A 23,500-nucleotide genomic window follows, 5' to 3' on the forward strand; every position below is an offset into this window, starting at 1 on the left:
CGAGCGAGGCGGCTGGATCCGGGTCAGGCCAGCGCGTCCGCCAGGGGAACGAGGTCGAGGGAGTGGGCGTTCGCGACGCCCGCGTTGACGACGGCGCCGCCGACGGTGTTGAGACCGGCCGCCAGCGCGGTATCCGAACGCAGCGCATCGCGCCAGCCGTGCCGTGCGATCTGCCGGATGTAGGGCAGCGTCGCATTCGTGAGGGCCGAGGTCGAGGTGTTCGGCACGGCGCCGGGCATGTTGGCGACGCAGTAGAACACGCTGCCGTGCACGGGGAACGTGGGGTCGGCGTGCGTCGTCGGACGCGTGTCGGCGAAGCATCCGCCCTGGTCGACCGCGATGTCCACGAGCACCGATCCCGGACGCATCCGCGCGACCATGTCGTTCGTCACGAGCTTGGGCGCCTTCGCACCGGGAATGAGCACCGATCCGATGACCAGATCCGACGCGACGACGGCGCGATCGAGGTCGAAGGGGTTGGATGCCGCGGTCTTGACGCGCCCCTGAAAGTGATCGTCGAGGTAGCGCAGGCGCTGCACATTCGTGTCGAAGATCGTGACGTCGGCACCGAGGCCCACGGCGATCACGGCGGCGTTCGCTCCCGCGACGCCACCGCCGATCACGGTGACGGTGGCGGGGCGCGTGCCCGGCACGCCCGACATGAGCAGCCCGAGTCCGCCCGCCGAACGCATCAGCGTCGCCGCGCCGACGGTCGGCGCGAGTCGGCCCGCGACCTCGCTCATCGGCGCAAGAAGGGGCAGGCCTCCGCCGACCAGCTGCACCGTCTCGTACGCGATCGCGGTGACACCGTCAGAGATCAGACGCTCCGTGAGGGGCCGATCCGCCGCGAGGTGCAGGTAGGTGAAGAGCACGAGGTCATCGCGGAAGTAGTCGTACTCGCTCGCAATCGGCTCTTTGACCTTGAGGAGCAGTTCGGCGCGTGCCCAGACCTCGGCGGCATCTTCGAGCATCGTCGCACCGGCGGCTTCGTACTCGGCGTCGGGCATCGACGAGCCGAGGCCGGCTCCGCGCTGCACGAAGACCTCGTGGCCCACGGCGACCAGGTCGTGGACGCCCGCCGGCGTCATGGCGACGCGGTATTCGTTGTTCTTGATCTCGGTGGGGATGCTGATGCGCATTATGTGTTCCTCTCCGCTCCGCCGTTGGAGCGCTTTGTGCTCTGGGTGAGAGCGGTCAGACCGAGGGGCGGATGGCCCCGACGGTGGTGCCGCCGCCGTGGACGGCGAGCGGGAGCTTGGACATGGTGTCGGCGACGTCTTGAGACGACAGCGCGCCGGCACGCTCGAGCAGCCGCAGCGCGACGGCCGTGCCGGCGCGGCCCGAGCCGTCGAGCACCTTGACGACCGTGGTCGTGCCATCGGGAGCGACCATCGTCATGACACCCTCGGCGCCGCTCTTGGCGAAGACCCCGAGCCGCTCGATCGCGACCGTGTCGGGGCGGCCGGGACCATCGATCGTCCACGGGTGTGCGCGCACCGCCTGCACGAGCGCGCCGGCGCTGCGGTGCAGGGCGAACGGCGATGTCGTCGAGGCCGTGCCGATGCGGTGCACGGCACGAGCGAATCCGAAGACGGTCAGAGCATAGATCGGGGCACCGCAGCCGTCGACCGCGCTCGCCGTGATCTTCTCCCCGGTCAGGCGCTCGATGACTTCGCGGATGTGCATCTGGACCGGGTGATTCAGGTCGAGGTACGAGGCGGTGTCCCAGCCGTTCGCGACGCACGCGGCGAGCATTGCGGCGTGCTTGCCCGAGCAGCTCATGCGAACGGATGTCGGCTGCCCGAGGTCGCGCACGAGCTCATTGCGCGTCGCGGGGTCGATCGGCCACGCGGCAGGGCAGCCGAGGTCGTCTTCGCCGAGTCCGACGGCCGAGAGCATGGCGCGCACGACGTCGACGTGTCGGTCCGTGCCGGAGTGGCTCGCCGTGGCGAGACCGAGCTGCTCGCCCTCGAGCGTCGCCCCCGCGGTGAGGCATGCGAGGGCCTGCAGAGGCTTGAGGCTGGAGCGGGGGAGGAACAGTGCCGAGGCGTCGCCGAGCTTTTCGACGACGGTGCCGTCGGGGGCCAGGGTGATGGCGACTCCGGCGTGCCGGGATTCGACGAAACCGCTGCGTTCGACGACGGCGAGCTCGACGGCTCCCGTCAGTGGAAAGGTCTGCGGCATCCGGAAATCCTATCGCCGTGCGGGGGGTATGCGCGTGCCAGACTGTGTCGCATGTGGGGCGAGCATCGGTACTCCGTACGAAGCACGTGGACGGGCGACCGCGGAACGGGCACGTCGGGCTATCGCGACTACGACCGCAGTGTCACGCTCGAGGTCGACGGCAAGCCCACGCTGCTCGCCTCGGCCGACAAGCCCTTCCGCGGGGATCCGACGCGCTGGAACCCTGAAGACATGCTGCTGTCCGCGCTGAGCGAGTGCCACCTGCTGGCGTACCTGCACGCGTGCGTACAGGCGGGCGTCGTGGTCGTCGCGTACGAAGACGAGGCGACGGGCGTCTTGGAGCTCGACGGTCGCGGCGGGGGAGCCTTCCGTGAGGTCGTGCTGCGCCCGCGGGTCACGGTCGCCGACGCGTCGATGACGGATGCCGCGACGGCAGCCCACACGCAGGCGGCGCAGTGGTGCTTCATCGGCAACTCGGTGAACTTCCCCGTGCGCCACGAGCCGTCGGTCGAGGTCGTCAGAGGCGCTCGTGGGGGAGGACCTGCTTGATCCGCTCGATCGGGCTCTGCGCGGGCAGCTCGTTGTAGGCGTTGGCGAGCTCTTGGCCCGACAGTGCGTGGATCGCCGCCATGATCTCGTCCGTCGCGATGCGCCGGGCGCGACCCGACGTCGCGGGCCCCGCATGCGACAGATCGAGGGGCTCGCCGAACTTCACGGTGATGCGGTGCTTGAGCGACGGGGCCGAGGCGCCGACCGGCATGACCTTGTCGGTGCCGATGAGGCCGACGGGAACGACCGGTGCGCCGGTCTGCAGGGCGAGGAAGGCCACGCCCGTGCGGCCCTTGTACAGGCGCCCGTCGAGTGACCGCGTGCCTTCGGGATAGAGCGCGACGGCGCGGTCGTCTTCGAGCAGCTGACGCTGCTGATCGAGGGCATCGAGGGCGGCCTGTCCGGCGCCGCGCTGCACGGGAATCGCGCCGATCGCCGTGAAGAAGGTGCGCGAGACCCATCCTTTGGCGCCTGTGCCGTCGAAGTAGCTGGACTTCGCGAGGAAGTGCACGGGGCGGGGGGCTGCCACGGGGATCGCGATCGAGTCGATGAAAGACAAATGATTGCTCGCGAAGATGACCGGACCGGTGCGCGGCACGTTCTCTTTGCCGATGACACGGGGGCGGTACATGATTCGTGCGAGGGGGGTGAGCACCATGCGCCCGAGCGCGTACGTCGCCCCCATGCGGCGCGCCGGCTCACCGGCAGCGCTGTCGGCGGGCTCAGGTACGTCGGCAGAAGTCACCGAACGAGATTACTCCCGACCGCATACCGGGCTGGGCATGTCCTTCACAGCCGGAGCAAAGGAGAATGGTGAAGGATGGAACCTCCGCCTATCGAACACGAGGTTCCTCCGTGCGCATCCGCTCCCTCGCCGCTGTATCCGTCTCCGCCGTCGCGCTGCTCGCTCTCGCGGGCTGCTCGTCTCCCGACCCCGCAGCGACGCCGACGTCGACCGCGGACGCGGGCGGCGACCTGTGCGCGGTCGCCCAGCCTTCCGGCCCGATCGTCGAGTCGCTCGAGGTGGGCGGTGAGGTCGGCGAGTCCGCGACGATCGAGTTCGACGGCCCGCTGACCGTCGAGACCGCCGAGCGCCTCGTGATCGAAGAGGGCGATGGCGACCCGCTCTCGGACGGCGACCTCGTCACGTACGCTCTGACCGTCTTCGACGCGACCAGCGGCGAGGAGACCGGCACCGAGGGCTACGGCGAAGATCTGCTGCCCGTGCAGGTTTCGGTCGGCACCGGCCCCGACCAGTTCTTCGGCTGCGCCACCGTGGGCTCGCGCATCGCGATGGCTCTTCCCGAGTCCGAGGGCTCGCCCGCCGCCATCTGGGTTCTCGACGTGCTCGGCACGAGCGAGTCGGTCGCCTGGGGCGAAGAGCAGGACCCCGTCGACGGCTTCCCCACGGTCGAGCTCGACGAGTCGGGTGCCCCGACCGTGACGCTGCCCGAGGGCGACATTCCGACCGAGTTCGAGAAGGCCACGCTCAAGAAGGGCGACGGCGCCGAGGTCAAGGAAGGCGACGCTGTGCTCGTTCAGTACCACGGCGTCTCGTGGAACGACGGCGAGGTCTTCGACCAGAGCTGGGGCAGCCAGCCGTTCAGCTTCTCGACCAGCGGTGGTGTCGTGCAGGGCTTCGCCGACGCCGTCATCGGCGAGACCGTCGGTTCGCAGGTCATCGCGGTGCTCCCGCCCTCGGCCGCGTACGGAGAAGGCGAGATCAACGAGGAAGACCTCGTCGGTCAGACCCTGGTCTTCGTCGTCGACATCCTCGCGGCCGCCTCTCCTGCCGCTCAGTGACACAAGCGCGGGTCGGCTGGGTGACCATGCCGGCCCGCGTCTAAGCTGACGGGATGCGTCGCGTCCTGATCCTCGGCTCCACCGGTTCGATCGGAACGCAGGCGCTCGACGTCATCCGCGGCAACCCCGGTCGTTTCGAGGTCGTGGGGCTGTCCGCCGGATCCAACCGCACCATGCTCGCGGCGCAGGCCGACGAGTTCGGCGTCGAGCACACGGCCCTCGGTGCCGTCGAGGCAGAGCAGCTCGTGCGCGACATCGACGCCGACGTCGTGCTGAACGGGATCACGGGCTCAGTGGGCCTCGGGCCGACGCTCGCTGCGCTGGAGGCCGGACGCACGCTCGCCCTGGCCAACAAGGAATCGCTCATCGTCGGCGGTGCGCTCGTCACCTCGATCGCCGCACCCGGTCAGATCGTGCCGGTCGACTCGGAGCACTCCGCCATCGCTCAGGCCCTGCGCGCCGGCGAGCGTCACGAAGTGCGCCGCCTCGTGCTCACGGCATCCGGGGGCCCGTTCCGAGGCCGCTCGCGCGACGAGCTCGACGCCGTGACGCCGGCCGAAGCGCTCGCCCACCCCACATGGGACATGGGGCGCGTCGTCACGACGAACTCCGCGACACTCGTGAACAAGGGTCTCGAAGTGATCGAGGCGCACCTGCTCTTCGGGGTGCCGTACGGCGACATCGAGGTGGTCGTGCATCCGCAGTCGATCGTGCACTCGATGGTGGAGTTCACCGACGGGTCTACGATCCTGCAGGCCTCCCCGCCGGACATGCGGCTGCCGATCTCGCTGGGTCTGGACTGGCCGCACCGGATCGCGGGCGTGGGTGCGCCGCTGGACTGGACGGCCGCGACATCCTGGGCCTTCGAGCCGCTCGACGCCGAGGCGTTCCCCGCTGTTTCGCTCGCGAAGCGCGTCGGACGCGCCGGAGGAACCTACCCCGCCGTCTTCAACGCCGCCAACGAGCAGGCCGTCGACGCCTTCCACGAGAAACGACTCTCGTTCCCCGGAATCGTCGAGACCATCGAGCGTGTCGTCGACATGCACGAAGCGCCGACCGAGTTGACGCGCGAAAGCCTCGCCGAGGCCGAGACGTGGGCGCGCGCCACCGCCGACCGCATCATGGCGAGCGCATAGCCGCGTCGCCGCGTCAGAACGCTGGGCGCAGCGGGTCGGACGGCGGCGTCTCGTCGCCGGCGTACGGCACAGGCCAGCGCGAGTCGGGCACCGGCCAGCCGGCGGCGCGCAGCGCGCGACGGGCCAGCTCACGCGCCGAGTAGGGTGCGCGGTTGCCGCGGATGTCCCGGTAATCCTGATGACCCGGCCCAGCCCACAGGATCGCGTCGCCCTCACCCACGAGCGAGATCGCCTCGATGATCGCGCGCTCGGGCGGCGTGTACTCGTGGATCTCGGCGTCGGGCCGAGCACGGCGCGCGCCCTCGATGAGAGTCGCGCGGATGGACTCAGGATCCTCGAACCGCGGGTGGTGGTCGGTGATGACGAGGATGTCGCTGCCTTCGGCCGCCGTGCGCCCCATATCGAGGCGCTTCGTCGCGTCGCGGTCGCCGTCGGCGCCGACGAGCATGACCACCTTGCCGGGGGTCACCCGGCGGACGGCCGCGAGGGTCTTCTCGAAGGCATCCGGAGTGTGTCCGAAGTCGACGTACACGGCGGGTCCGCGGTCGCCTGAGACGAGCTCGGTGCGGCCGGGCAGATAGGCCGTGATGCGTCCCCCGTCGAGGGCGTCGCGCACGCGCTCCCACGCGTATCCGGCCTCGAGGATCATGACGATCGCGAGCGCGGCGTTGGCGGCCATGTGCGTGCCGATGACGGGCACGACGGTCGTGAGGGTGCGGCCTTCTGGCCCCGTGAGGCGGAAGCGGGTGCCGTCCTGTCGCTCATCGAGCACCTCGACGACCCAGTCGGCCGCGCGTGCGGCATCGGGATCGACAGCCACGGCAGGCATGCCGACCGTGAGCGCGGGGATCTCGCTGCGGGCGAGGATCTCGGCGCCGGAGGGGTGGTCGATGCTGATGACGGCACGTCGGGCCCGATCGGGGCGGAACAGCGGCATCTTCGCCTCGAAGTACTCGCGCATGTCGGCGTAATCGTCGAGGTGGTCGTGCGTGAGGTTCGTGAAGCCCGCGACATCGAACACGAGACCGTCGACGCGGCGGCGGCTCAGCGCCTGAGCGCTCACCTCGACGGCTACCGCTTCGACGCCGCGCTCGCGCATGAGGGCGAGCAGTGAGTGCATCTCGTACGCTTCGGGCGTCGTCAGGCGCGACACGATGATCTGACCCGCGATGTGCCGCTCGGCCGTCGATGACAGGCCCGTCACCACCCCGAGCTGGCCCAGGATGCCCTCGAGCAGGTGCGAGACGCTCGTCTTGCCGTTGGTCCCGGTCGTGCCGAACAGAATCGGCAGGTCATCGTCGCGCCCCGTGCCGTAGACCCACGCCGACAGGTCGCCGAGCAGCCCCCGCGGGTCGTCGACGACGAGCACGGGAAGACCGGATGCCTCGGCGAGGTCGGCTCCGGCGGCATCCGTCACGACCGCCACAGCGCCCTTGGCGGCGGCGGTCTGGGCGAACTCGGCGCCGTGGCGCGTGCCGCCCTGCGCGGCGACGAAGAGGTCGCCGGGGCGAAGATCCGCCGTTGCGAGGGTCAATCCGCTCAGCTGGACGCCGGCGGTGGAGCCGCGCACGTCGGCGTTGAAGCGGGCGGCGAGATCATCGAGCGCGTGGACGGGCGGAGCATCCGGCCGGAGAACAGGCGGGAGGTTCGAGAGGGGGGAGTCGCTGGGCATGGCCAGTCCATCTAATCACCCGCGCGGGGTGTCCTGGGAAGGCCGAGGATGCGGCCTTCCCAGGATCGCCTCAGCGCTTGGCTGAACGGCCTCGCACGAGCGCGACGCCGAGGGCCGCGAGCGCCGCGACGAGGGCGCCACCGGCCAGCCAGCGAGCGGTTGTGTCGTCACCCGCGACGGATGCCGATACGGCCTCGCCGTCATGTCCGGACGCCGAGCCCTCTTCGGCCTCCGCAGCATCGCCCGCGTCGCCGTGTCCGTCACCGGCCGCGACCGCTTCGCCGACCTCGACGAGCGGTGCCGGTGCGGCGAGGTCGTGCGGATCCTGGCCGTCCTCGGCGATCTCGCTCCAGTCGTTCGAGCCCTCGGCGCACTCCTGCAGCACGGGGAAGGCGAGGGTCTGGCCTGCGGTTCCCTCTTCGAACATCGCGTCGATCGAGACCGTGGCCTTCAGCCCGTCGTCGATCGCCTTGTCGGCGGTGAACGTCACCGTCTCGGGCACACCGTCGGCGCCGTCTTCGCGCGTGACGGTCCAGCCGCCCTGCACGATGGGTGTCGCGTTGCCGACCCCGTCGGGGATCGTGATGACGATCGCGGTCGTCGGCGAGCCGTCGCAGCCGTGCGAGAACGAGAAGGTCAGCGTCTCGGTCGTGCCCGCCGAGACCGCTCCGGGGTCGACGTGCACGTGCGCCGATGCGGCGACGGGGATCGCCACGGCGAGGGCGACGCCGCCGATGATTCCGGCGGTGAGCAGGCGGGAGAAGCGGGAAGTGGTCATGAGTGTCTCTTTCGTCGTCGGTGGGCGCCGCCCGGATCCGGGCGTGCGCGAGGTTCCCCCGCCGTGGCGCGGCAGGGGCGGGTGCAGCCCTCAGGCTGCGGCGACGACGACGGGAGGACCCCGCCGGGCGAGGTCATCGGCGAGACGCGCCCGCAGGGGCGCGAGGCGAGGGGAGACCGCACGCGTCAGCACGACGGGCCACGGCAGCACGACGACATCCGGCGTGAGTGCGAACAGGCGTGCGATGCCACGGCCGAGCGCCCGCAGCATCCGCTCGCCCCGGTGCAGCAGAGCGACCGTGATGACGGCGGCGGCCATGTGCGCGACGAACATTCCGAGGTCGGGGTGGACGGATGCCGTGCTCGCGCCGCCCGTCAGGAGGGGGCGGCCGTGCACGTGACCGCGCACCGTTCCGCCCGCGCCCGCCGTCGCGGCGAACGCCACGTGGAAGAGCACCTGTGCGCTGAGAACGGTGAGGGCCAGACGCGCGAGCCCGAGTCGCCGGCCCGCGAGGACGACGGCGAAGGGTGCGGCCAGCACGGCGACGACCCCGATCAGCAGGGGAGCGGGCGCCTCGCCCCCTCCGACCGTGTGCGACACAGCGGCTGTCCACGTCGCGACCGCGGCGGCGGCAGCGCCGCGCAGCGTCCGGGTGTGGCGCGTGTGCATGGGATCCTCTCCGATCGTCACAGTAGAGCACGCGCGGGCTCCGAGCCAACGCAAAGCCGCGCGCAGGTACCGTGTGCGTGTGGAGTTTCTCGCATTCGTGATCGGCGTCGTGCTGCTCGTCGTCGGTCTCGCCGTGTCGATCGCCCTCCACGAGATCGGTCACCTCGTTCCTGCCAAGCGATTCGGCGTGCGCGTCGGCCAGTACATGGTCGGGTTCGGGCCCACCCTGTGGTCGCGCCGCGTCGGTGAGACCGAGTACGGCGTCAAGGCGATCCCGGTCGGCGGCTACATCTCGATGGCGGGCATGTATCCGCCCTCGCCCGCAGAGCGCGGCGGTCGCGCCGGAGGCGGCTTCTTCGCGACGATGGTGCAGGATGCCCGCGCCGCGAACGACGAGACGCTCGAGGCGGGCGCCGAGGACGGCGTCTTCTACCGCCTGCCGGTGTGGAAGCGCGTCGTCATCATGCTCGGCGGGCCGCTCATGAACTTCCTCTTCGCGATCGTGCTCTTCGCGATCCTGCTGAGCGGCATCGGCGTGCAGAGCGCGACGACCTCGGTCGCCCGGGTGAGCGAGTGCGCCATCCCCGCATCTGCCGAGCGCACGCAGTGCGAGCCGTCGGATCCGCGCGCGCCGGCCGCTGAGGCCGGGATCCTGCCCGGTGATGTCGTGCTCGCCGTCGACGGAACGCCCGTGACGACCTTCGCCGAGGCATCCGACATCATCCGCGCCTCGGCACGCGACACGATCCCCATCCTCATCGAACGCGACGGTGTCGAGCAGACGCTGCGGGTGACGCCGGTGCCGGTCGAGCAGCCCGTGACCGATGACCGCGGCTATCCGATCCTCGATGCCGACGGCGATGTGCAGTACGCAGACGTCGGGTTCGTCGGCATCGGTCCGACCGTCGCCTACGTGCGCCAGCCCATCTGGTCGGGCCCGCAGGCCGCCGTCGAGAACGTCGCGGCCGTCGCCGGCATCATCTGGCAGCTGCCGGTGAAGATCTGGGAGACCGGCGTCGCGCTCGTGACGGGCGATGAGCGCGATCCGAACGGTCCGCTCAGCATCGTCGGGGCCGGGCGCCTGGCCGGAGAGGTCGCCGCGTCGGAGTCTCCGATCCTCAACCGCACGGCGGGGTTCCTGGGGCTCCTCGCCTCGCTCAACATCGCGCTGTTCGTGTTCAACCTCATTCCGCTGCTGCCCCTCGACGGCGGGCACGTCGTCGTGGCGCTCTGGGACGGCATCAAGCGCGCGTGGGCGAAGCTGTTCCGACGTCCGCCGCCCAAACCCGTCGATGCGACGAGACTCGTGCCCGTTACGCTCGCCGTCTTCATCGCGCTGCTCGTGATGGGTGGCGTGCTCATCCTCGCCGACCTGTTCAACCCGATCTCGCTGTTCTGACGCCGGGCAGCGCCCGCGGTCAGGGCGCGAATCGGGTCAGCGCAGGGCGTGAGCGACGAGTCGTTCCAACGTGGCGATGCCGTCGCGGGACAGGATCGACTCGAGGTGGCCCTGGACCGACGCGAATCCGGGGCCGCGCAGCGCGTACACGTCGCCCGTGGCATCCGCCGAGATCTCCGCTTCGCCCACGTGCGTCGTCCCCGCGGGGACGCGCGCCGTGAACGTGTTGTAGAAGCCGATGGAGGCGGGTTCGCCGAAGATGTCGACCGTCTTCTGCAGTCCCTGATGGGGGGACGCCAGGGGGGCCAGCTCGATGCCGAGCGAGTCGGAGAGGATCTGGTGGCTGAGGCAGACCGCGAGGAGCGGCCGCTCGCTCGCGCGACGTCGGGCGACGACATCGCGCATGCGCGCCATGCGGGGGCTGTTCGCATCGCGTGGGTCGCCGGGACCCGGGCCCGCGACGACGAGCTCGGCCGTCTCGATCTGGGCGTCGGTGACGGCGTGCCACGGCGCGATCTCGACGACGAGGCCGAGTCGGCGCAACTGGTGGGCGAGCATCGTGGTGAAGCGGTCCTCGGCGTCGACGACGAGCGCTGTGCGCCCCGCGAACGGTCCGTCGCCCTCCGGGTCCTGCGGGTTGAGCCAGAACTGCGCGAGACGGGCGTTGCGCGACTGCAGGAGGGCGCTGATCTCGGGGTCGTCGGCCAGGCGGCGCGGCTCGGCGGCGGGCTCGTCTTCGTCGATGGTCGCCACGGGGGCGGCGCTGTCGCGCGGGATCGCGCCGATCGCGCCGAGAACTCCGGCGGCCTTGCCGTGCGTCTCGCCGACCTCGCCGTCGGGGTCGGAGTGGCGCACGAGGGTCGCGCCGACGGGCACCCGCAGGCGGCCGCCTGCGAGGTAAGCAGTGCGGATCAGGATCGGCGCGTCGAGATCGTGCGTCGCCCCTCCCGCAGCGGGTGTCCGACCCCGCCCGCCGATCGGCGTGAACAGTGCGGCCACGCCCGAGTAGTAGCCGCGAGGTGTGGGCTCATGCCGCTCGATGACCGCGCAGGCGTTCTGCATGGGCGATCCGGTGACCGTCGGCGCGAACATCGTCTCGCGCAGGATGTCGCGGGGATCCATCGTGCTGCGCCCGCGCAGGACGTACTCGGTGTGCGTGAGGCGCGACATCTCCTTGAGATGCGGTCCGGTGATCCGCCCACCGTCCGAGCAGACGGCGCTCATCATCTTGAGTTCTTCGTCGACGACCATGAAGAGCTCTTCGGTCTCTTTCGTCGATCGCAGGAACTCGGTCAGCGACTCGGTTGTCGCGCCCCCCTCGGGGTGGCGGAACGTGCCCGAGATCGGGTTCATCGTGACCACTCCGTCGTGCGCGCTCACGTGCGCCTCCGGGCTCGCGCCGACGGCGATGTGGTCGGGGGTGACGACGACGAACGTCCAGTACGCACCGCGTTCGTGCTCGAGCAGCGCACGGAACCACGTCAGCGCTGCGACGGTGGCATCCGTCCCGACATCCGCGGTGAAGTCGCGGCGGATCACGAAGTTCGCGCCCTCGCCCCGACCGATCTCATCTGCGATGACGCGACGCACGATGTCGGCGTAGTCGTCGTCGGAGATGTCGAAGCCGGCATCGTCGAGGGGGACCGGCTGCGACGGGAGAGCTGCGATGACCTCGTCGCGTGCCAGGTGCTCGTGCGTCGTCACGACGAGGCAGCGCAGCGGCGCGTTGTCGTCGTGGCACGTGAAGCCGCGTTCGCGCACTTGGCGGTAGGGCACGAGCGCGAGGACTTCGCGCGGCGTGCCGTCGGCGTCTTCGAGGGGGATGTCCGCGAGCAGATCGACGTCGACGACGTCGCCTCGCAGCAGCTCGACGGTCTCACCGTTGCGCGCGATGAGGGCGAAGGGGATGCCGCGCGCAGCGAGCTCCCCGATGGTGGAGGAATCGGACCCGGTCATCGTCGGTCTTTCGTCGGGCGGGCAGTCGCCTTACACGAAGAAGACCGCCCGAAGGCGGTCTGTCGTCGTGCGAACACCCGCCTAAGAGACGGGCCACCAGGTGAGGTTCGCGGGCATGCGCCGAAACTACCACAGGCGCCTCTCTCGGCGCCCTGCCAGGCCCCCCCTGCCCCCGCGCCGTAGGCTGGGGGCGTGCCAGCAGTGAACCTCGGAATCCCGCGCGTGCCGGAAGTCCTCTCCCCGCGTCGGAAGAGCCGCCAGATCAAGGTCGGCAAGGTGCTCGTCGGCGGCAATGCGCCGGTGAGCGTCCAGTCCATGACGACGACCCCGACGACGAACATCAACGCGACGTTGCAGCAGATCGCCGAGCTCACGGCGTCGGGCTGCGAGATCGTGCGCGTTGCGGTGCCGTCGCAGGACGATGCCGATGTGCTGCACATCATCGCGGCGAAGAGTCAGATCCCCGTCATCGCCGACATTCACTTCCAGCCGAAGTACGTCTTCCAGGCGATCGACGCCGGTTGCGCGGCCGTGCGGGTCAATCCCGGCAACATCCGCCAGTTCGACGACAAGGTGGGCGACATCGCCGCCGCGGCGAAGGCCGCAGGAGTATCGCTGCGCATCGGCGTCAACGCCGGATCGCTCGACAGGCGCCTGCTCGAGAAGTACGGCAAAGCCACTCCCGAAGCCCTCATGGAGAGCGCCGTGTGGGAGGCCTCGCTGTTCGAGGAGCACGACTTCCACGACTTCAAGATCTCGGTCAAGCACAACGACCCGATCGTGATGGTGAAGGCGTACCGCCTGCTCGCCGAGCGCGGCGACTGGCCGTTGCACCTCGGGGTGACCGAGGCCGGTCCCGCCTTCCAAGGCACGATCAAGTCCGCCACGGCGTTCGGCATTCTGCTCGCCGAGGGCATCGGCGACACGATCCGGGTGTCGCTGTCGGCCCCGCCGGCAGAAGAGGTCAAGGTCGGACACCAGATCCTGCAGTCGCTCAACCTGCGCGAGCGCAAGCTCGAGATCGTCTCGTGCCCGTCCTGCGGGCGGGCTCAGGTCGACGTCTATACGCTGGCCGACAACGTCACCGAGGGCCTGAAGGACATGACCGTGCCGCTGCGCGTGGCCGTGATGGGCTGCGTCGTGAACGGCCCGGGTGAGGCACGCGAGGCCGATCTGGGTGTGGCATCCGGAAACGGAAAGGGCCAGATCTTCGTCAAGGGTCAGGTCATCAAGACCGTGCCCGAAGCCGAGATCGTGCAGACGCTCATCGAAGAGGCGAACCGCATCGCGGCCGAAATGGGTCCGGATGCCGCCGTGGGAACGGCCCAGGTCGTCACCAGCTGACGATCACGCTGCTCGCGGGCGCGTCGAGTCACGGCTCCGCGGCGTAGCGCAGCGACAGCCAATTCTCGCGACACAGGCGCGCTGTGCCCTCGGCGTCGCGTGCGCGAGCCGCGGCGATGATCTCGGCGTGCTGATCGACCGAGTCGCGCCCCGAGTGAGAGCCGAATCTCAGTCGTTCGACGCGGCGCAGCAGGGGAGTCGCGATCTCGAGCACCTCGGTGACGAGGGGGTTGCCGCACGCATGCACGAACGCGCCGTGGAAGCGGTCGTCCTCAGCGAGTGCCGCGTCGGTGTCGCCGGCCTCGATCGCCGCTGCGAACGCGTCGTTGGCCGCCGCGAGGTCATCCAGCTCGGCGTCTGTCATGGCGGGGACGGCAAGTCGCGCGGCCAGCTCGTGCATGGATGCCGCGACCTGCTGCGCGCTGCGTGTCGAATCCGCGTCGAGCGGCGCGATGATCGTTGCGCGTCCCGGCTGCGAGACGACGAGTCCGGCCCGCTCGAGGCGCAGCAGCGCTTCGCGGATCGGGGTGCGGCTGACCCCGAGCCATGCTTCGATCTCGGTGTCGCGCAGGCGCTCGCCGGGAGCGAGCGTGCCGTCGACGATGGCGTCCCGCAACGCGGTGTACACGTTGTCGCGCAGGAGTTCGCGTGCCGGCACGGGGCTGGCAGAGGGGACAGGCATGGAGCTCCTCGCGAGGATGGGTCTTCCGGCATTCTACGGCCGAATCTGACATCCGAAATGCGATATCCAAAATATTGCGGTAGGTTTGCGGCACTTCTTCCCCACGACCTGACGAGGACGACATGGCTATCACCGACTTCGAGCGCTACCCCCTCACCTTCGGGCCGAGCCCGATCCAGCATCTGCCGCGCCTGACGCAGCACCTCGGCGGTGCTCAGATCTGGGCCAAGCGGGAAGACGTCAACAGCGGCCTCGCCTTCGGCGGCAACAAGACCCGAAAGCTCGAATACCTCGTGCCCGAGGCGCTCGCGCAGGGTGCCGACACGCTCGTCTCGATCGGCGGCTACCAGTCCAACCACACCCGTCAGGTCGCCGCGGTGGCCGCGAAGCTCGGGCTCAAGGCCCGCCTCGTGCAGGAGAACTGGGTCGAGTGGCCCGACCCGCTGAGCGACCGGGTCGGCAACATCCAGCTGTCGCGCATCATGGGGGCGAAGGTCACACTCGACTCCGCCGGCTTCGACATCGGCATCCGATCGAGCTGGCAGCAGGCGATCGACGAGGTCGTCGCCGAGGGCGGCAAGCCCTACGCGATCCCCGCCGGTGCTTCGGATCACCCGCTCGGCGGCCTCGGCTTCGCGAACTGGGCCTACGAGGTCGAGCAGCAGGAGCGCGAACTGGGCGTCTTCTTCGACACGATCATCGTCTGCACCGTGACGGGCTCGACTCACGCCGGCATGATCGCCGGCTTCGCGGGACAGGACCGCCCCCGCCGCGTCATCGGTATCGACGCGTCGGCGACGATCGACAAGACCCGCGCTCAGGTCGAGCGCATCGCGCGCAACACCGCCGAGCTCATCGGTCTCGGTCGCGACCTGCGCGATGACGAGATCACGATCCTCGAAGGGTGGGCGGGTGACCTTTACGGCATCCCCGTCGAATCCACGCTCGAAGCCATCCGGCTCGGGGGCTCACTCGAGGCGATGATCACCGACACCGTGTACGAGGGCAAGTCGCTCGCGGGACTCATCGATCTCGTGGCATCGAAGGAGATCCCCGCGACGAGCAACGTGCTCTACGCGCACCTGGGCGGCCAGCTGGCGCTCAACGCATACAGCGGACTGTTTCGTTAGTCTTCCGTGGTGACTGACATAGACGAGGCCGTCGCCCCTTCCGTCAACGACCGCCCCCTCTCGGCCGCTGCGTCGCTCGGCGACGACGTGCTTGATCGGATCGCGCAGCGCGTGCTGTGGCTGTCGACCGCCATCGTCGACGGTGCGAACCGCGGACGCCCGAATCCGTCGGGCGTCAAGGTCGGCGGGCACCAGGCATCGAGTGCGTCGATGGTCGGGATCATGACGTCGTTGTGGTTCTCTGAGCTCACCGCCGACGATCGGGTGTCGGTCAAGCCGCACGCGTCGCCCGCACTGCACGCCATCAACTACCTGCTCGGTGGGCTCGATGCGTCGTATCTGCCGCGCCTGCGCGAAAAGGGCGGCCTGCAGAGCTACCCGAGTCGCACGAAGGACCCCGACACCGTCGACTTCTCGACCGGCAGCGTCGGCATCGGTGCGACGGCGCCGATCTGGGCGGCCCTGTCGCACCGCTATCTGCGTGACCAGTTTCCCGAGACGCCGCGATCGGGGCGCTTCATCTCGCTGCTCGGCGACGCCGAGCTCGACGAGGGTGCCGTGTGGGAGGCCATCTGCGACCCGCAGGTGTCGCGCATGGGCGAGCTGCTGTGGATCGTCGACCTCAACCGGCAGTCGCTGGATCGGGTCATCCCCGACATCCAGATCCAACGGCTGCAGGGGATGTTCGCTGCGGCGGGCTGGCAGGTCCTGACGGTCAAATGGGGGCGGCGCATCCGCGCGATCTTCGAGCGTCCCGGCGGCGACGAGCTGCGGAAACGCCTCGAGTCCATGCCGAACGAGGAATATCAGCGCCTGCTGCGTTCGCATCCGTCCGAGCTGGCGGCGCGCGTCGCCGGCCCCGCGCCGTCCGACGGGTTGCGTGCCTGCGTCGATTCCCTTGAGGAGCAGGAGCTGGCCGCCGCCATCCGCGACCTCGGCGGACACGACATCCGGATGCTGCTGGACACGTACGAGCAGATCGATCCGACCCGCCCGTCGGTGCTCTTCGCCTATACCGTGAAGGGCCGCGGTCTCGCGACCGAGGGGCACCCGAACAACCACTCCGCGCAGCTGAACGCCGCACAGCTCGACGAGCTCGCCGTGCTGTCGGGGACGTCGTTGGATGACCCGTGGCGGGCCTTCGACGACGGCACCGACGAGCAGGCGGTCATCGCAGCCGCGGCCGAACGCCTTCGCCGTCCCGACATCCCGCTCGCGGAACCCACCGCCGTGCCGGCGTCGCTGCCGTGGGGGTACCGGGCGGTCATCTCGACACAGGCGGCGCTGGGCCGTTTCCTCTCGGACCTCACCCGCGCGGCTCCCGACGCCGCGCGCCGCGTCGTGACGCTGAGCCCCGACGTCGCCTCGTCGACGAACCTGGGCGGCTGGATCAATAAGACCGGCGTGTGGGCGGTCGGGGAGCGCCGCGACTGGTTCGCCGACGACGCGGACCGGCTGCTGAAGTGGTCGGAGACATCGAGCGGTCAGCACATCGAACTGGGCATCGCCGAGGTCAACCTCGTGAGCCTCGCCGGCGAACTCGGCGCGACGTGGAGCAGGTGGGGGCAGCCGATCATCCCGATCGCGACGATCTACGATCCGTTCGTCACTCGCGCGCTCGAGCCCTGGTCGTACGGCATCTACGCGGGCGGTCAGTCGATCCTCGTCGGCACGCCCTCGGGGGTGACGCTCGCCCCCGAGGGTGGCGCGCACCAGTCGATCACGACTCCGTCGATCGGGCTCGAGCAGCCCGGTTGCATCGCGTGGGAGCCGGCGTTCGCTCAGGACCTCGAGTGGACGATGCTCGAGGCGATGAGCCGGATCGGCACGCCGGACGGCACGTCGGCGTATTTCCGACTGACCACGCGACCGATCGATCAGGCGCTCGCCCGCCTTCCCGAGGATCCGGCGATGCTCGAGCGTCGCCGGCGGCAGGTCGTGGCGGGTGGGTATCGACTCGTCGACGCGGGCGCGGATGAGGAGGTCACCCTCGTCGGCGTCGGCGCGATCATGCCCGAGGTGCTGTCCGCCGCGGAGCGGCTCGAGAGCCTCGGCGTCGCCGCCGGTGTCGTGTGCCTCACGAGCCCCGACCTCGTCTTCCGCTCACTGCAGAGCCGAGATCGACTCGACGAGTCCTCGCGCAGCGCCATCGTCGACCAGCTCTTTCCTGCATCGCGCACCGTGCCGATCGTCACCGTTGCCGACGGGCATCCGCACACGCTGTCGTTCCTCGCCGCGGTTCGGGGAGACCGCCTCCGCAGCCTCGGCGTCTCGCAGTTCGGCCAGTCGTCGAGCCTCGAGGACGCCTACGCGCTGCACGGCATCGACGTGGTCAGCATCGTCGACGCCGCGCTGGATCTGCTCGGACGCTGAGGCGCAGCCACCGTCACGGTGCTGCGCGCGGCGTGAGAAGCGGGCTCACCGCCCGGCGCCGTCCCACCACTCCAGCACGCGCGTGCCGATGAGTGTCAGCCAGCGCGACGGCTCGCCCGGTGGCACGTCGATGTCGAACCACGTGCGTCCGTCCAGCCGACCTTCCTGCAGCCAGGTGCCGTCGGGCCGCCGCGCCGCGCGCACCGTCTCGATCGCGTCGGCGAGGCGAGGATCGGGAGCGGTTCCCTCGAGGAGCGCTGCCGCGCGGAAATGGTCCAGCGCGGCAAGTGTGCTGTAGCGATACCGGTTCGGATAGAGGAACTGCGTCGCGAACTCTCCTACGACCTCACCCGTCGACAGTCGATGCAGCAGTCGACGCTCGAGCAGGTACTCCTGGCCGGCGTGGCGGGCGGCGCGCAGGGCGGGGTCGGGCGTCACCTGCTCGTACGACAGGATGCCGCGGACCGCGTTGAGGGTGGAGTGGAAGGAGGAGCGCACCGAATCGCCCTCTTCCGCTTCGCAGTTCCAGCCTCCGTCTGCGAGGCGATGCTCGGGGAACCATGCAACCAGCCGCGACACATCTGCGCCGAGCCAGACGCCGTTGGCGAGAGTGAAGGAGTTGATGCAGACATCGACCTCGCCGCCCCAGTAGGGGAGATCGTCATACTCCCACCGGCTGTGGGCAGCGAGACGCTCCGCCGTATCGCCCAGTGACTCGGCGTCGAGGCCCCACTCCCGCAGGTCCTTCAGTGCCCAGGTCGTCCCGACCCACGGCTGGCCCGGCTCGTCACGCTCGGCGCTGTCGAAGTAACCGCGCGGGAAGTATGCGCCCCCGGCCCACTGGCCGTCGGCGTCCTGCTGGGCCAGCAGCGCGGCGCCGAACCCCTCGGTCGCGACGCGTCGCCGGGTCGCCTGCCAGACCTCTTCCGGAGCGCCACTCAGATCGCGCTCAACCTGCCAGCGCAGGGCCGGGTCCGAATCCAGAAGCCACGCCGTCACCGGCGCTTCGAGAGCCATGTCAGCACGGTACGCCCGGTCGTCGACACGGTAAAGACCCGGGCGCTCGCTGCGGCGAGGGTGCAGCGAGTGCCGTGCACGGGTCGGGCGTAGGGTGGCGGCGTGCACAAGATCTTCGGAATGAGCTTCGGGCGGATCTATCCGCTCTACGTCGCCAAGGTCGAGCGGAAGGGACGCACGAAGGAGGAGCTCGACGCGGTGCTCCGCTGGCTCACCGGCTTCGACGACGCGGCTCTCGCACGCCACATCGAGGAGGAGACAGACCTGACCTCGTTCTTCGAGGACGCGGCTCTGAACCCCGCGGCCGAGCAGATCACGGGGGTCATCTGCGGCGTGCGGGTCGAGGAGATCGAGGACCCCCTGATGCAGAAGATTCGCTACATGGACAAGCTCGTCGACGAGCTCGCACGAGGCAAGACCATAGAGAAGGTGCTCCGCGCGGGCTGACCGCTGCACACGCTTCCGGGGTTCAGGGAACCCGCGACGCGACCCGCGCCCTAGACTTGTCGCTCGTGGTCACCCGTCTCTCGCACTTCTTCCTCCGCACGCTCCGCGAAGACCCCGCCGATGCCGAGGTCACCAGTCATCGACTGCTCGTGCGCGCGGGCTACATCCGCCGCCAGGCGCCCGGCGTCTTCGCCTGGCTGCCGCTCGGCCTGCGGGTCAAGGGCAAGATCGAGCAGATCGTCCGCGACGAGATGGCGGCGGCGGGTGCCTACGAAGTGCACTTCCCGGCGCTGCTGCCGCGCGATCCGTACGAGCAGACCGGCCGGTGGGAGGAGTACGGCGATGCGCTGTTCCGCCTGCAGGACCGCAAGGGAGCCGACTACCTGCTCGCGCCCACACACGAAGAGGTCTTCACTCTGCTCGTGAAGGACATGTACTCGTCGTACAAGGACCTGCCGCTGACGATCTACCAGATCCAGGACAAGTACCGCGATGAGGCGCGTCCCCGCGCCGGCCTCCTGCGCGGGCGAGAGTTCACGATGAAGGACGCCTACTCGTTCGACGCGAGTGACGCGGGCCTCGAGGCGAGCTACCAGGCGCAGCGCGACGCGTACGAGCGCATCTTCCAGCGTCTGGGCCTCGAGTACGTCATCGTGCAGGCGGATGCGGGCGCCATGGGCGGATCGCGCTCCGAGGAGTTCCTGCACCCGACGCCGGTGGGCGAGGACACCTTCGTGCGCTCGGCCGGCGGCTATGCCGCCAATGTCGAGGCGTTCACGACGGTCGTACCCGAGCCGATCCCGTTCGACGGCCTGCCCGCTCCCGTCATCTTCGACTCGCCGGACACACCGACGATCGACACGCTCGTCGCACACTCGAACGCCGTGCTGGACGGCGAATACACCGCGGCCGACACGCTCAAGAACGTCGTGCTCGCCCTCACGCACCTCGATGGCACGCGCGAGCTCGTCATCATCGGGCTGCCGGGTGATCGCGACGTCGACGACAAGCGGGTCGAGGTCGCCTTCGCCCCGGCCGAGGTCGAACCGGCGACGCCCGAGGACTTCGAGCGCCACCCGCTGCTGGTCAAGGGCTACATCGGCCCCTGGTCCGAGATGGGACCGATCCTCGGCGAAGAGTCGGCGACCGGCATCCGGTATCTGCTGGATCCGCGGGTCGTCGACGGCACGGCGTGGATCACGGGCGCGAACATCGACCAGAAGCACGTGCACTCGCTCGTCGCGGGTCGTGACTTCACCGCCGATGGTTTCATCGAGGTCGCCACGGTGCGCGCGGGAGACCCCGCACCCGACGGCTCGGGCCCCGTCGAACTCGCCCGCGGCATGGAGATCGGCCACGTGTTCCAGCTCGGACGCAAGTACGCCGAGGCGCTCGGGCTCAAGGTGCTCGACGAGAACGGCAAGCTCGTGACCGTCACGATGGGTTCGTACGGCATCGGCATCACCCGCATCCTCGCGATCATCGCCGAGCTCAACAACGACGACAAGGGCCTCGTGTGGCCCGAATCCGTCGCCCCGTTCGACGTGCACGTGGTCGCGACAGGACGCGATGCCGCAGCCTTCGAGCTTGCCGAAGCGGTGTCCGCCGAGCTCGAGGCCGCGGGCTTCGACGTGCTCTACGACGACCGCCCGAAGGTTTCGCCCGGCGTCAAGTTCGGTGACGCCGAGCTCGTCGGCGTCCCGCACATCGTCATCGTCGGACGCGGCGCCGCGGCCGGCGAGGTCGAGCTGTGGGATCGCCGCACCGGCCAGCGCGACGTCGTCCCCGCCGCCGAGGCGGTCAGCCGCCTCCGCCGCTGAGGCGGGCCCGGTCGCTCAGAACCGGACTCGTCCGTGGCGCATCGTGTCATCGGGGGAGTCGCGAGTGACGAGCGCCTTGAGCATGCCCGCCGCCGTGACGAGCCTGCCGCTCTTGGGCTCCCAGAACTCGCACTCCACGGGCGTGACCCGCAGCAGGGTGATGCCGGGGGTCTGGAGCCCGTCTTCGAACCAGATGTCCAGCGACGAGGTGTACAGCTCCTCCATCTTGGAACGGTCGTCGACGACGCTCGCCTTGCCTGCTATCGACACGTAGCGGTGCCCTTTGGGGTCGATGTAGGACAGTCCGACGTCACGCTCGGCCTGGGCCTCGTCGATCTTCTTGGTGTCTTCGAGGGTGAAGAACCAGATCGCCGCGTCGTCGTCCATCTGCCTCGTGCTCATCGGCCGGGCGACGAGGTGACCCTCGGGGTCCTGGGTGGTCAGCATCGTCAGATCGATGTCCTCGACGAGCTCCTTCACCCGGGCGATCGCCTCGGGCCCGGTCACTTCCTGCGCCTCGCTGTCTGTCATGGCTCCAGCCTCGGCGGATGGCATGGCCGCCGCGAGGGGATTGACAGCCGGGGCGGCGACGTCTAACCGTCCAGCTTCGCGTAGCGGGCGCGGAACACGGTGAAGACGCCGTATATGACGAACCCGCCACCGACGAGCCCTGCCAGAAGGTGACCGAGGAAGAGTTCCAGAAGGGCGTCGATGGCGCCGTCGAGCCCACCCGCGGCCGCGGCGTCCTTCTGCACCGCGGCGGCGACCACGAGGACGCCGACGACCCCGAGTGAGATGCCCTTCGCGATGAAGCCGACGCTCCCGGCCACCGTGAGCCCATGACCTCGTTTGCCGTCGGGGAGGTCCATCCGTTTCCGGAAGCTGCGCAGCACGCCCATCACGATGAAGGAGACGCCTCCGATCGCGATCCCCAGCCCCGTCAGGCCGAGAACGAAAGGGCCTCCCGGAAGCTGCAGCACGCCGCGACTCGCGGATTCCGCCGTCTCCTCGGCGTCGGGGCGGGCTCCCAGCGCGACGGCGGCAGTGATGATCCCGAGCGCGAGGAAGACCGCCGCCTGGCCCCATTCCGACGCGCGCCGTCCCCATTTCTTCGCCGCTCCCTTGACATCGTCGCGCGCCGCGCGGGCGATGATGCCCGCGAACGCGTGCCAGAGACCCAGGGCCATGAGTGCGACGGCGAGGACCCACAGCAGCAGGAATCCGAGCGGCGCCGAGGCGACCGCTTTCAGCGCTCCGGCCTGATCGCCCTCGCCAGGCGCTCCGAAGGCGATCGCGAGCACGATGGCACCGATGAGCACGTGCACGATTCCGTTGGCGACATACCCCGCACGGGCGAGCAGGCGCAGCACGGGGTTGGATGCCGCTTCTCGGGCGGCGGACTTCACAGCGGGCGCGGAGGGCACGGGGCCAGCATAGATCGACGTTCAGGCGCACCCTGCGACGGTGGTTCATGCGACGCTGGAGTCATGACCGAGAGCGTTGTCCCTCCCGAAGTCACCCACCGCATCCGCGAGGCGATCGAGGATGCCGGCATCCACGAGAACAAAGATCTCATCGCACGCATCCTCGCGACCGGCGTCGGCATGGGGCTCGACGAGTCCGACCGGCTCAACCTCAAGATCACATCGGCCGCGCTCACCGAGATGCGTGCGGCGTTCCGGCTCTTCGCCCCCTATGAGGACGTCCCCAAAGTGACGATCTTCGGCTCGGCGCGCACCCGCCCAGAGGACGCGCTCTACCGCCAGGCATCCGAGGTCGCTGCGGCGCTCGCTGAGCGCGGCTGGATGATCGTCACGGGCGCCGGCCCCGGAATCATGCAGGCGGGGGCCGAGGGTGCGGGCGCCGAGCGCTCCCTGGGGGTGTCGATCCGTCTGCCTTTCGAAGAGAAGCCGAACGCCGTCATCTCGTCGGCGGCGAACAACGTGACGATGAAGTACTTCTTCACCCGCAAGCTCATGCTCGTGAAAGAGTCCCGCGGGTTCGTCTGCGTGCCGGGCGGGTTCGGCACGCTCGACGAGATGTTCGAGCTGCTGACGCTGCAGCAGACGGGAAAGGCCGACCCGACACCCATCGTGCTGCTGGATGCGCCGGGGGGCACGTTCTGGGCCGGCTTGCGGCACTTCGTCGACGAGCAGCTGGTGGCGTCGGGCGTCATCTCGCCTGACGACTTCGACCGCGTGCTGGTCACCGACTCCGTCGAGGTCGCCGCATCCGAGATCACCGGATTCTGGCGAAATTACGACTCCCTGCGCTGGGTCGGTCGACGGCTCGTGCTGCGGTTGCGCCACGAGCCCACGGATGCCGAGATCGACGAGCTCAACGAACGCTTCGGGTTCCTCGCGGCCGAGGGCCGCATCGAGCGGTCCGAGGCGCTCCGGCCCGAACGTGAAGACGACGACCGCGTCGACCTGCCGCGGCTCGCGGTGGTGTTCGACCAGTTCCAGGTCGGGTCGCTGTACCGGCTGATCCGCGCCGTGAACGGCCTCGGCACCGCGAGCTGACGCATCCTCGCAAGCCCGC

21 protein-coding genes are annotated in these 23,500 nt (G+C 69.6%); 10 read left to right on the forward strand and 11 right to left on the reverse strand.

Features of this window, described 5'->3' with window-relative positions:
• Positions 1–23: 23 nt before the first annotated feature.
• Together ald and AC25YV_RS02095 are read right to left on the reverse strand one after the other, a co-directional pair.
• On the reverse strand, positions 24–1,139 hold the full coding sequence (gene ald / locus AC25YV_RS02090) for an alanine dehydrogenase (protein WP_488122159.1): 1,116 nt from the start codon (positions 1,137–1,139) through the stop codon (positions 24–26).
• A gap of 55 nt (positions 1,140–1,194) precedes the next feature.
• Positions 1,195–2,184, reverse strand: a complete 990-nt coding sequence (locus AC25YV_RS02095; protein ID WP_488122160.1) for an asparaginase — start codon at positions 2,182–2,184, stop codon at positions 1,195–1,197.
• 51 nt (positions 2,185–2,235) lie between these two features.
• Between AC25YV_RS02095 and AC25YV_RS02100 the strand changes: the two genes are divergently transcribed.
• Positions 2,236–2,733 carry an OsmC family protein gene (locus AC25YV_RS02100; protein WP_488122161.1) on the forward strand — a complete coding sequence of 166 codons (498 nt, stop codon included), beginning with the start codon at positions 2,236–2,238 and terminating at the stop codon, positions 2,731–2,733.
• Here the strand turns inward: AC25YV_RS02100 and AC25YV_RS02105 are convergent.
• Complete coding sequence (locus AC25YV_RS02105) at positions 2,702–3,478, reverse strand: lysophospholipid acyltransferase family protein (protein WP_488122162.1); 777 nt, start codon at positions 3,476–3,478, stop codon at positions 2,702–2,704. The genes AC25YV_RS02100 and AC25YV_RS02105 overlap by 32 nt on opposite strands.
• Positions 3,479–3,588: 110 nt before the next feature.
• Between AC25YV_RS02105 and AC25YV_RS02110 the strand changes: the two genes are divergently transcribed.
• Both AC25YV_RS02110 and dxr read left to right on the forward strand, forming a co-directional pair.
• Complete coding sequence (locus AC25YV_RS02110; protein ID WP_488122163.1) at positions 3,589–4,536, forward strand: FKBP-type peptidyl-prolyl cis-trans isomerase; 948 nt, start codon at positions 3,589–3,591, stop codon at positions 4,534–4,536.
• A 53-nt stretch (positions 4,537–4,589) separates the two neighbouring features.
• On the forward strand, positions 4,590–5,672 hold the full coding sequence (dxr, locus tag AC25YV_RS02115) for a 1-deoxy-D-xylulose-5-phosphate reductoisomerase (protein ID WP_488122164.1): 1,083 nt from the start codon (positions 4,590–4,592) through the stop codon (positions 5,670–5,672).
• A gap of 13 nt (positions 5,673–5,685) precedes the next feature.
• On the opposite strand, the gene AC25YV_RS02120 is transcribed toward dxr, so the two are convergent.
• From AC25YV_RS02120 to AC25YV_RS02130, 3 genes are all read right to left on the reverse strand, one after another.
• A complete protein-coding gene (locus AC25YV_RS02120) occupies positions 5,686–7,344 on the reverse strand; it encodes a Mur ligase family protein (protein WP_488122165.1) in 1,659 nt (552 codons plus the stop codon).
• 70 nt (positions 7,345–7,414) lie between these two features.
• On the reverse strand, positions 7,415–8,122 hold the full coding sequence (locus AC25YV_RS02125; protein WP_488122166.1) for a YcnI family copper-binding membrane protein: 708 nt from the start codon (positions 8,120–8,122) through the stop codon (positions 7,415–7,417).
• 90 nt (positions 8,123–8,212) lie between these two features.
• Complete coding sequence (locus AC25YV_RS02130; protein WP_488122167.1) at positions 8,213–8,791, reverse strand: hypothetical protein; 579 nt, start codon at positions 8,789–8,791, stop codon at positions 8,213–8,215.
• A 79-nt stretch (positions 8,792–8,870) separates the two neighbouring features.
• Between AC25YV_RS02130 and AC25YV_RS02135 the strand changes: the two genes are divergently transcribed.
• Positions 8,871–10,190: a M50 family metallopeptidase gene (locus AC25YV_RS02135; protein WP_488122168.1), complete on the forward strand. Its 1,320-nt coding sequence runs from the start codon at positions 8,871–8,873 to the stop codon at positions 10,188–10,190.
• Between the two features lie 36 nt (positions 10,191–10,226).
• Here AC25YV_RS02135 and AC25YV_RS02140 read toward each other — a convergent pair whose 3' ends face one another.
• Positions 10,227–12,146, reverse strand: coding sequence for an anthranilate synthase family protein (locus AC25YV_RS02140; protein WP_488122169.1), 1,920 nt, complete (start codon positions 12,144–12,146; stop codon positions 10,227–10,229).
• Between the two features lie 192 nt (positions 12,147–12,338).
• On the opposite strand from AC25YV_RS02140, the gene ispG reads away from it, so the two are divergent.
• Complete coding sequence (ispG, locus tag AC25YV_RS02145) at positions 12,339–13,490, forward strand: flavodoxin-dependent (E)-4-hydroxy-3-methylbut-2-enyl-diphosphate synthase (protein WP_488122170.1); 1,152 nt, start codon at positions 12,339–12,341, stop codon at positions 13,488–13,490.
• A 28-nt stretch (positions 13,491–13,518) separates the two neighbouring features.
• On the opposite strand, the gene AC25YV_RS02150 is transcribed toward ispG, so the two are convergent.
• Complete coding sequence (locus AC25YV_RS02150) at positions 13,519–14,172, reverse strand: GntR family transcriptional regulator (RefSeq protein ID WP_488122171.1); 654 nt, start codon at positions 14,170–14,172, stop codon at positions 13,519–13,521.
• A gap of 122 nt (positions 14,173–14,294) precedes the next feature.
• On the opposite strand from AC25YV_RS02150, the gene AC25YV_RS02155 reads away from it, so the two are divergent.
• Both AC25YV_RS02155 and AC25YV_RS02160 read left to right on the forward strand, forming a co-directional pair.
• Positions 14,295–15,302, forward strand: a complete 1,008-nt coding sequence (locus AC25YV_RS02155) for a 1-aminocyclopropane-1-carboxylate deaminase (RefSeq protein WP_488122172.1) — start codon at positions 14,295–14,297, stop codon at positions 15,300–15,302.
• A 9-nt stretch (positions 15,303–15,311) separates the two neighbouring features.
• Complete coding sequence (locus tag AC25YV_RS02160; protein ID WP_488122173.1) at positions 15,312–17,675, forward strand: transketolase-like TK C-terminal-containing protein; 2,364 nt, start codon at positions 15,312–15,314, stop codon at positions 17,673–17,675.
• A gap of 45 nt (positions 17,676–17,720) precedes the next feature.
• Here AC25YV_RS02160 and AC25YV_RS02165 read toward each other — a convergent pair whose 3' ends face one another.
• Complete coding sequence (locus AC25YV_RS02165; RefSeq protein WP_488122174.1) at positions 17,721–18,692, reverse strand: squalene cyclase; 972 nt, start codon at positions 18,690–18,692, stop codon at positions 17,721–17,723.
• Between the two features lie 102 nt (positions 18,693–18,794).
• Here AC25YV_RS02165 and AC25YV_RS02170 point away from each other — a divergent pair, with 102 nt between their 5' ends.
• Positions 18,795–19,139 (forward strand): DUF2200 domain-containing protein, encoded by a 345-nt coding sequence (locus AC25YV_RS02170; RefSeq protein WP_488122175.1) that lies wholly within the window; start codon positions 18,795–18,797, stop codon positions 19,137–19,139.
• Between the two features lie 65 nt (positions 19,140–19,204).
• The gene (locus AC25YV_RS02175) at positions 19,205–20,959 is read left to right on the forward strand and encodes a proline--tRNA ligase (RefSeq protein ID WP_488122176.1); all 1,755 of its coding nucleotides are present in this window, start codon (positions 19,205–19,207) and stop codon (positions 20,957–20,959) included.
• Between the two features lie 15 nt (positions 20,960–20,974).
• On the opposite strand, the gene AC25YV_RS02180 is transcribed toward AC25YV_RS02175, so the two are convergent.
• Both AC25YV_RS02180 and AC25YV_RS02185 read right to left on the reverse strand, forming a co-directional pair.
• Positions 20,975–21,490, reverse strand: a complete 516-nt coding sequence (locus AC25YV_RS02180; RefSeq protein ID WP_488122177.1) for a pyridoxamine 5'-phosphate oxidase family protein — start codon at positions 21,488–21,490, stop codon at positions 20,975–20,977.
• A 62-nt stretch (positions 21,491–21,552) separates the two neighbouring features.
• Complete coding sequence (locus AC25YV_RS02185; RefSeq protein WP_488122178.1) at positions 21,553–22,383, reverse strand: DUF1206 domain-containing protein; 831 nt, start codon at positions 22,381–22,383, stop codon at positions 21,553–21,555.
• A 63-nt stretch (positions 22,384–22,446) separates the two neighbouring features.
• On the opposite strand from AC25YV_RS02185, the gene AC25YV_RS02190 reads away from it, so the two are divergent.
• The gene (locus tag AC25YV_RS02190; RefSeq protein WP_488122179.1) at positions 22,447–23,481 is read left to right on the forward strand and encodes an LOG family protein; all 1,035 of its coding nucleotides are present in this window, start codon (positions 22,447–22,449) and stop codon (positions 23,479–23,481) included.
• Positions 23,482–23,500: the final 19 nt, after the last annotated feature.

The organism is Microbacterium sp. Y832, assembly GCF_057669765.1.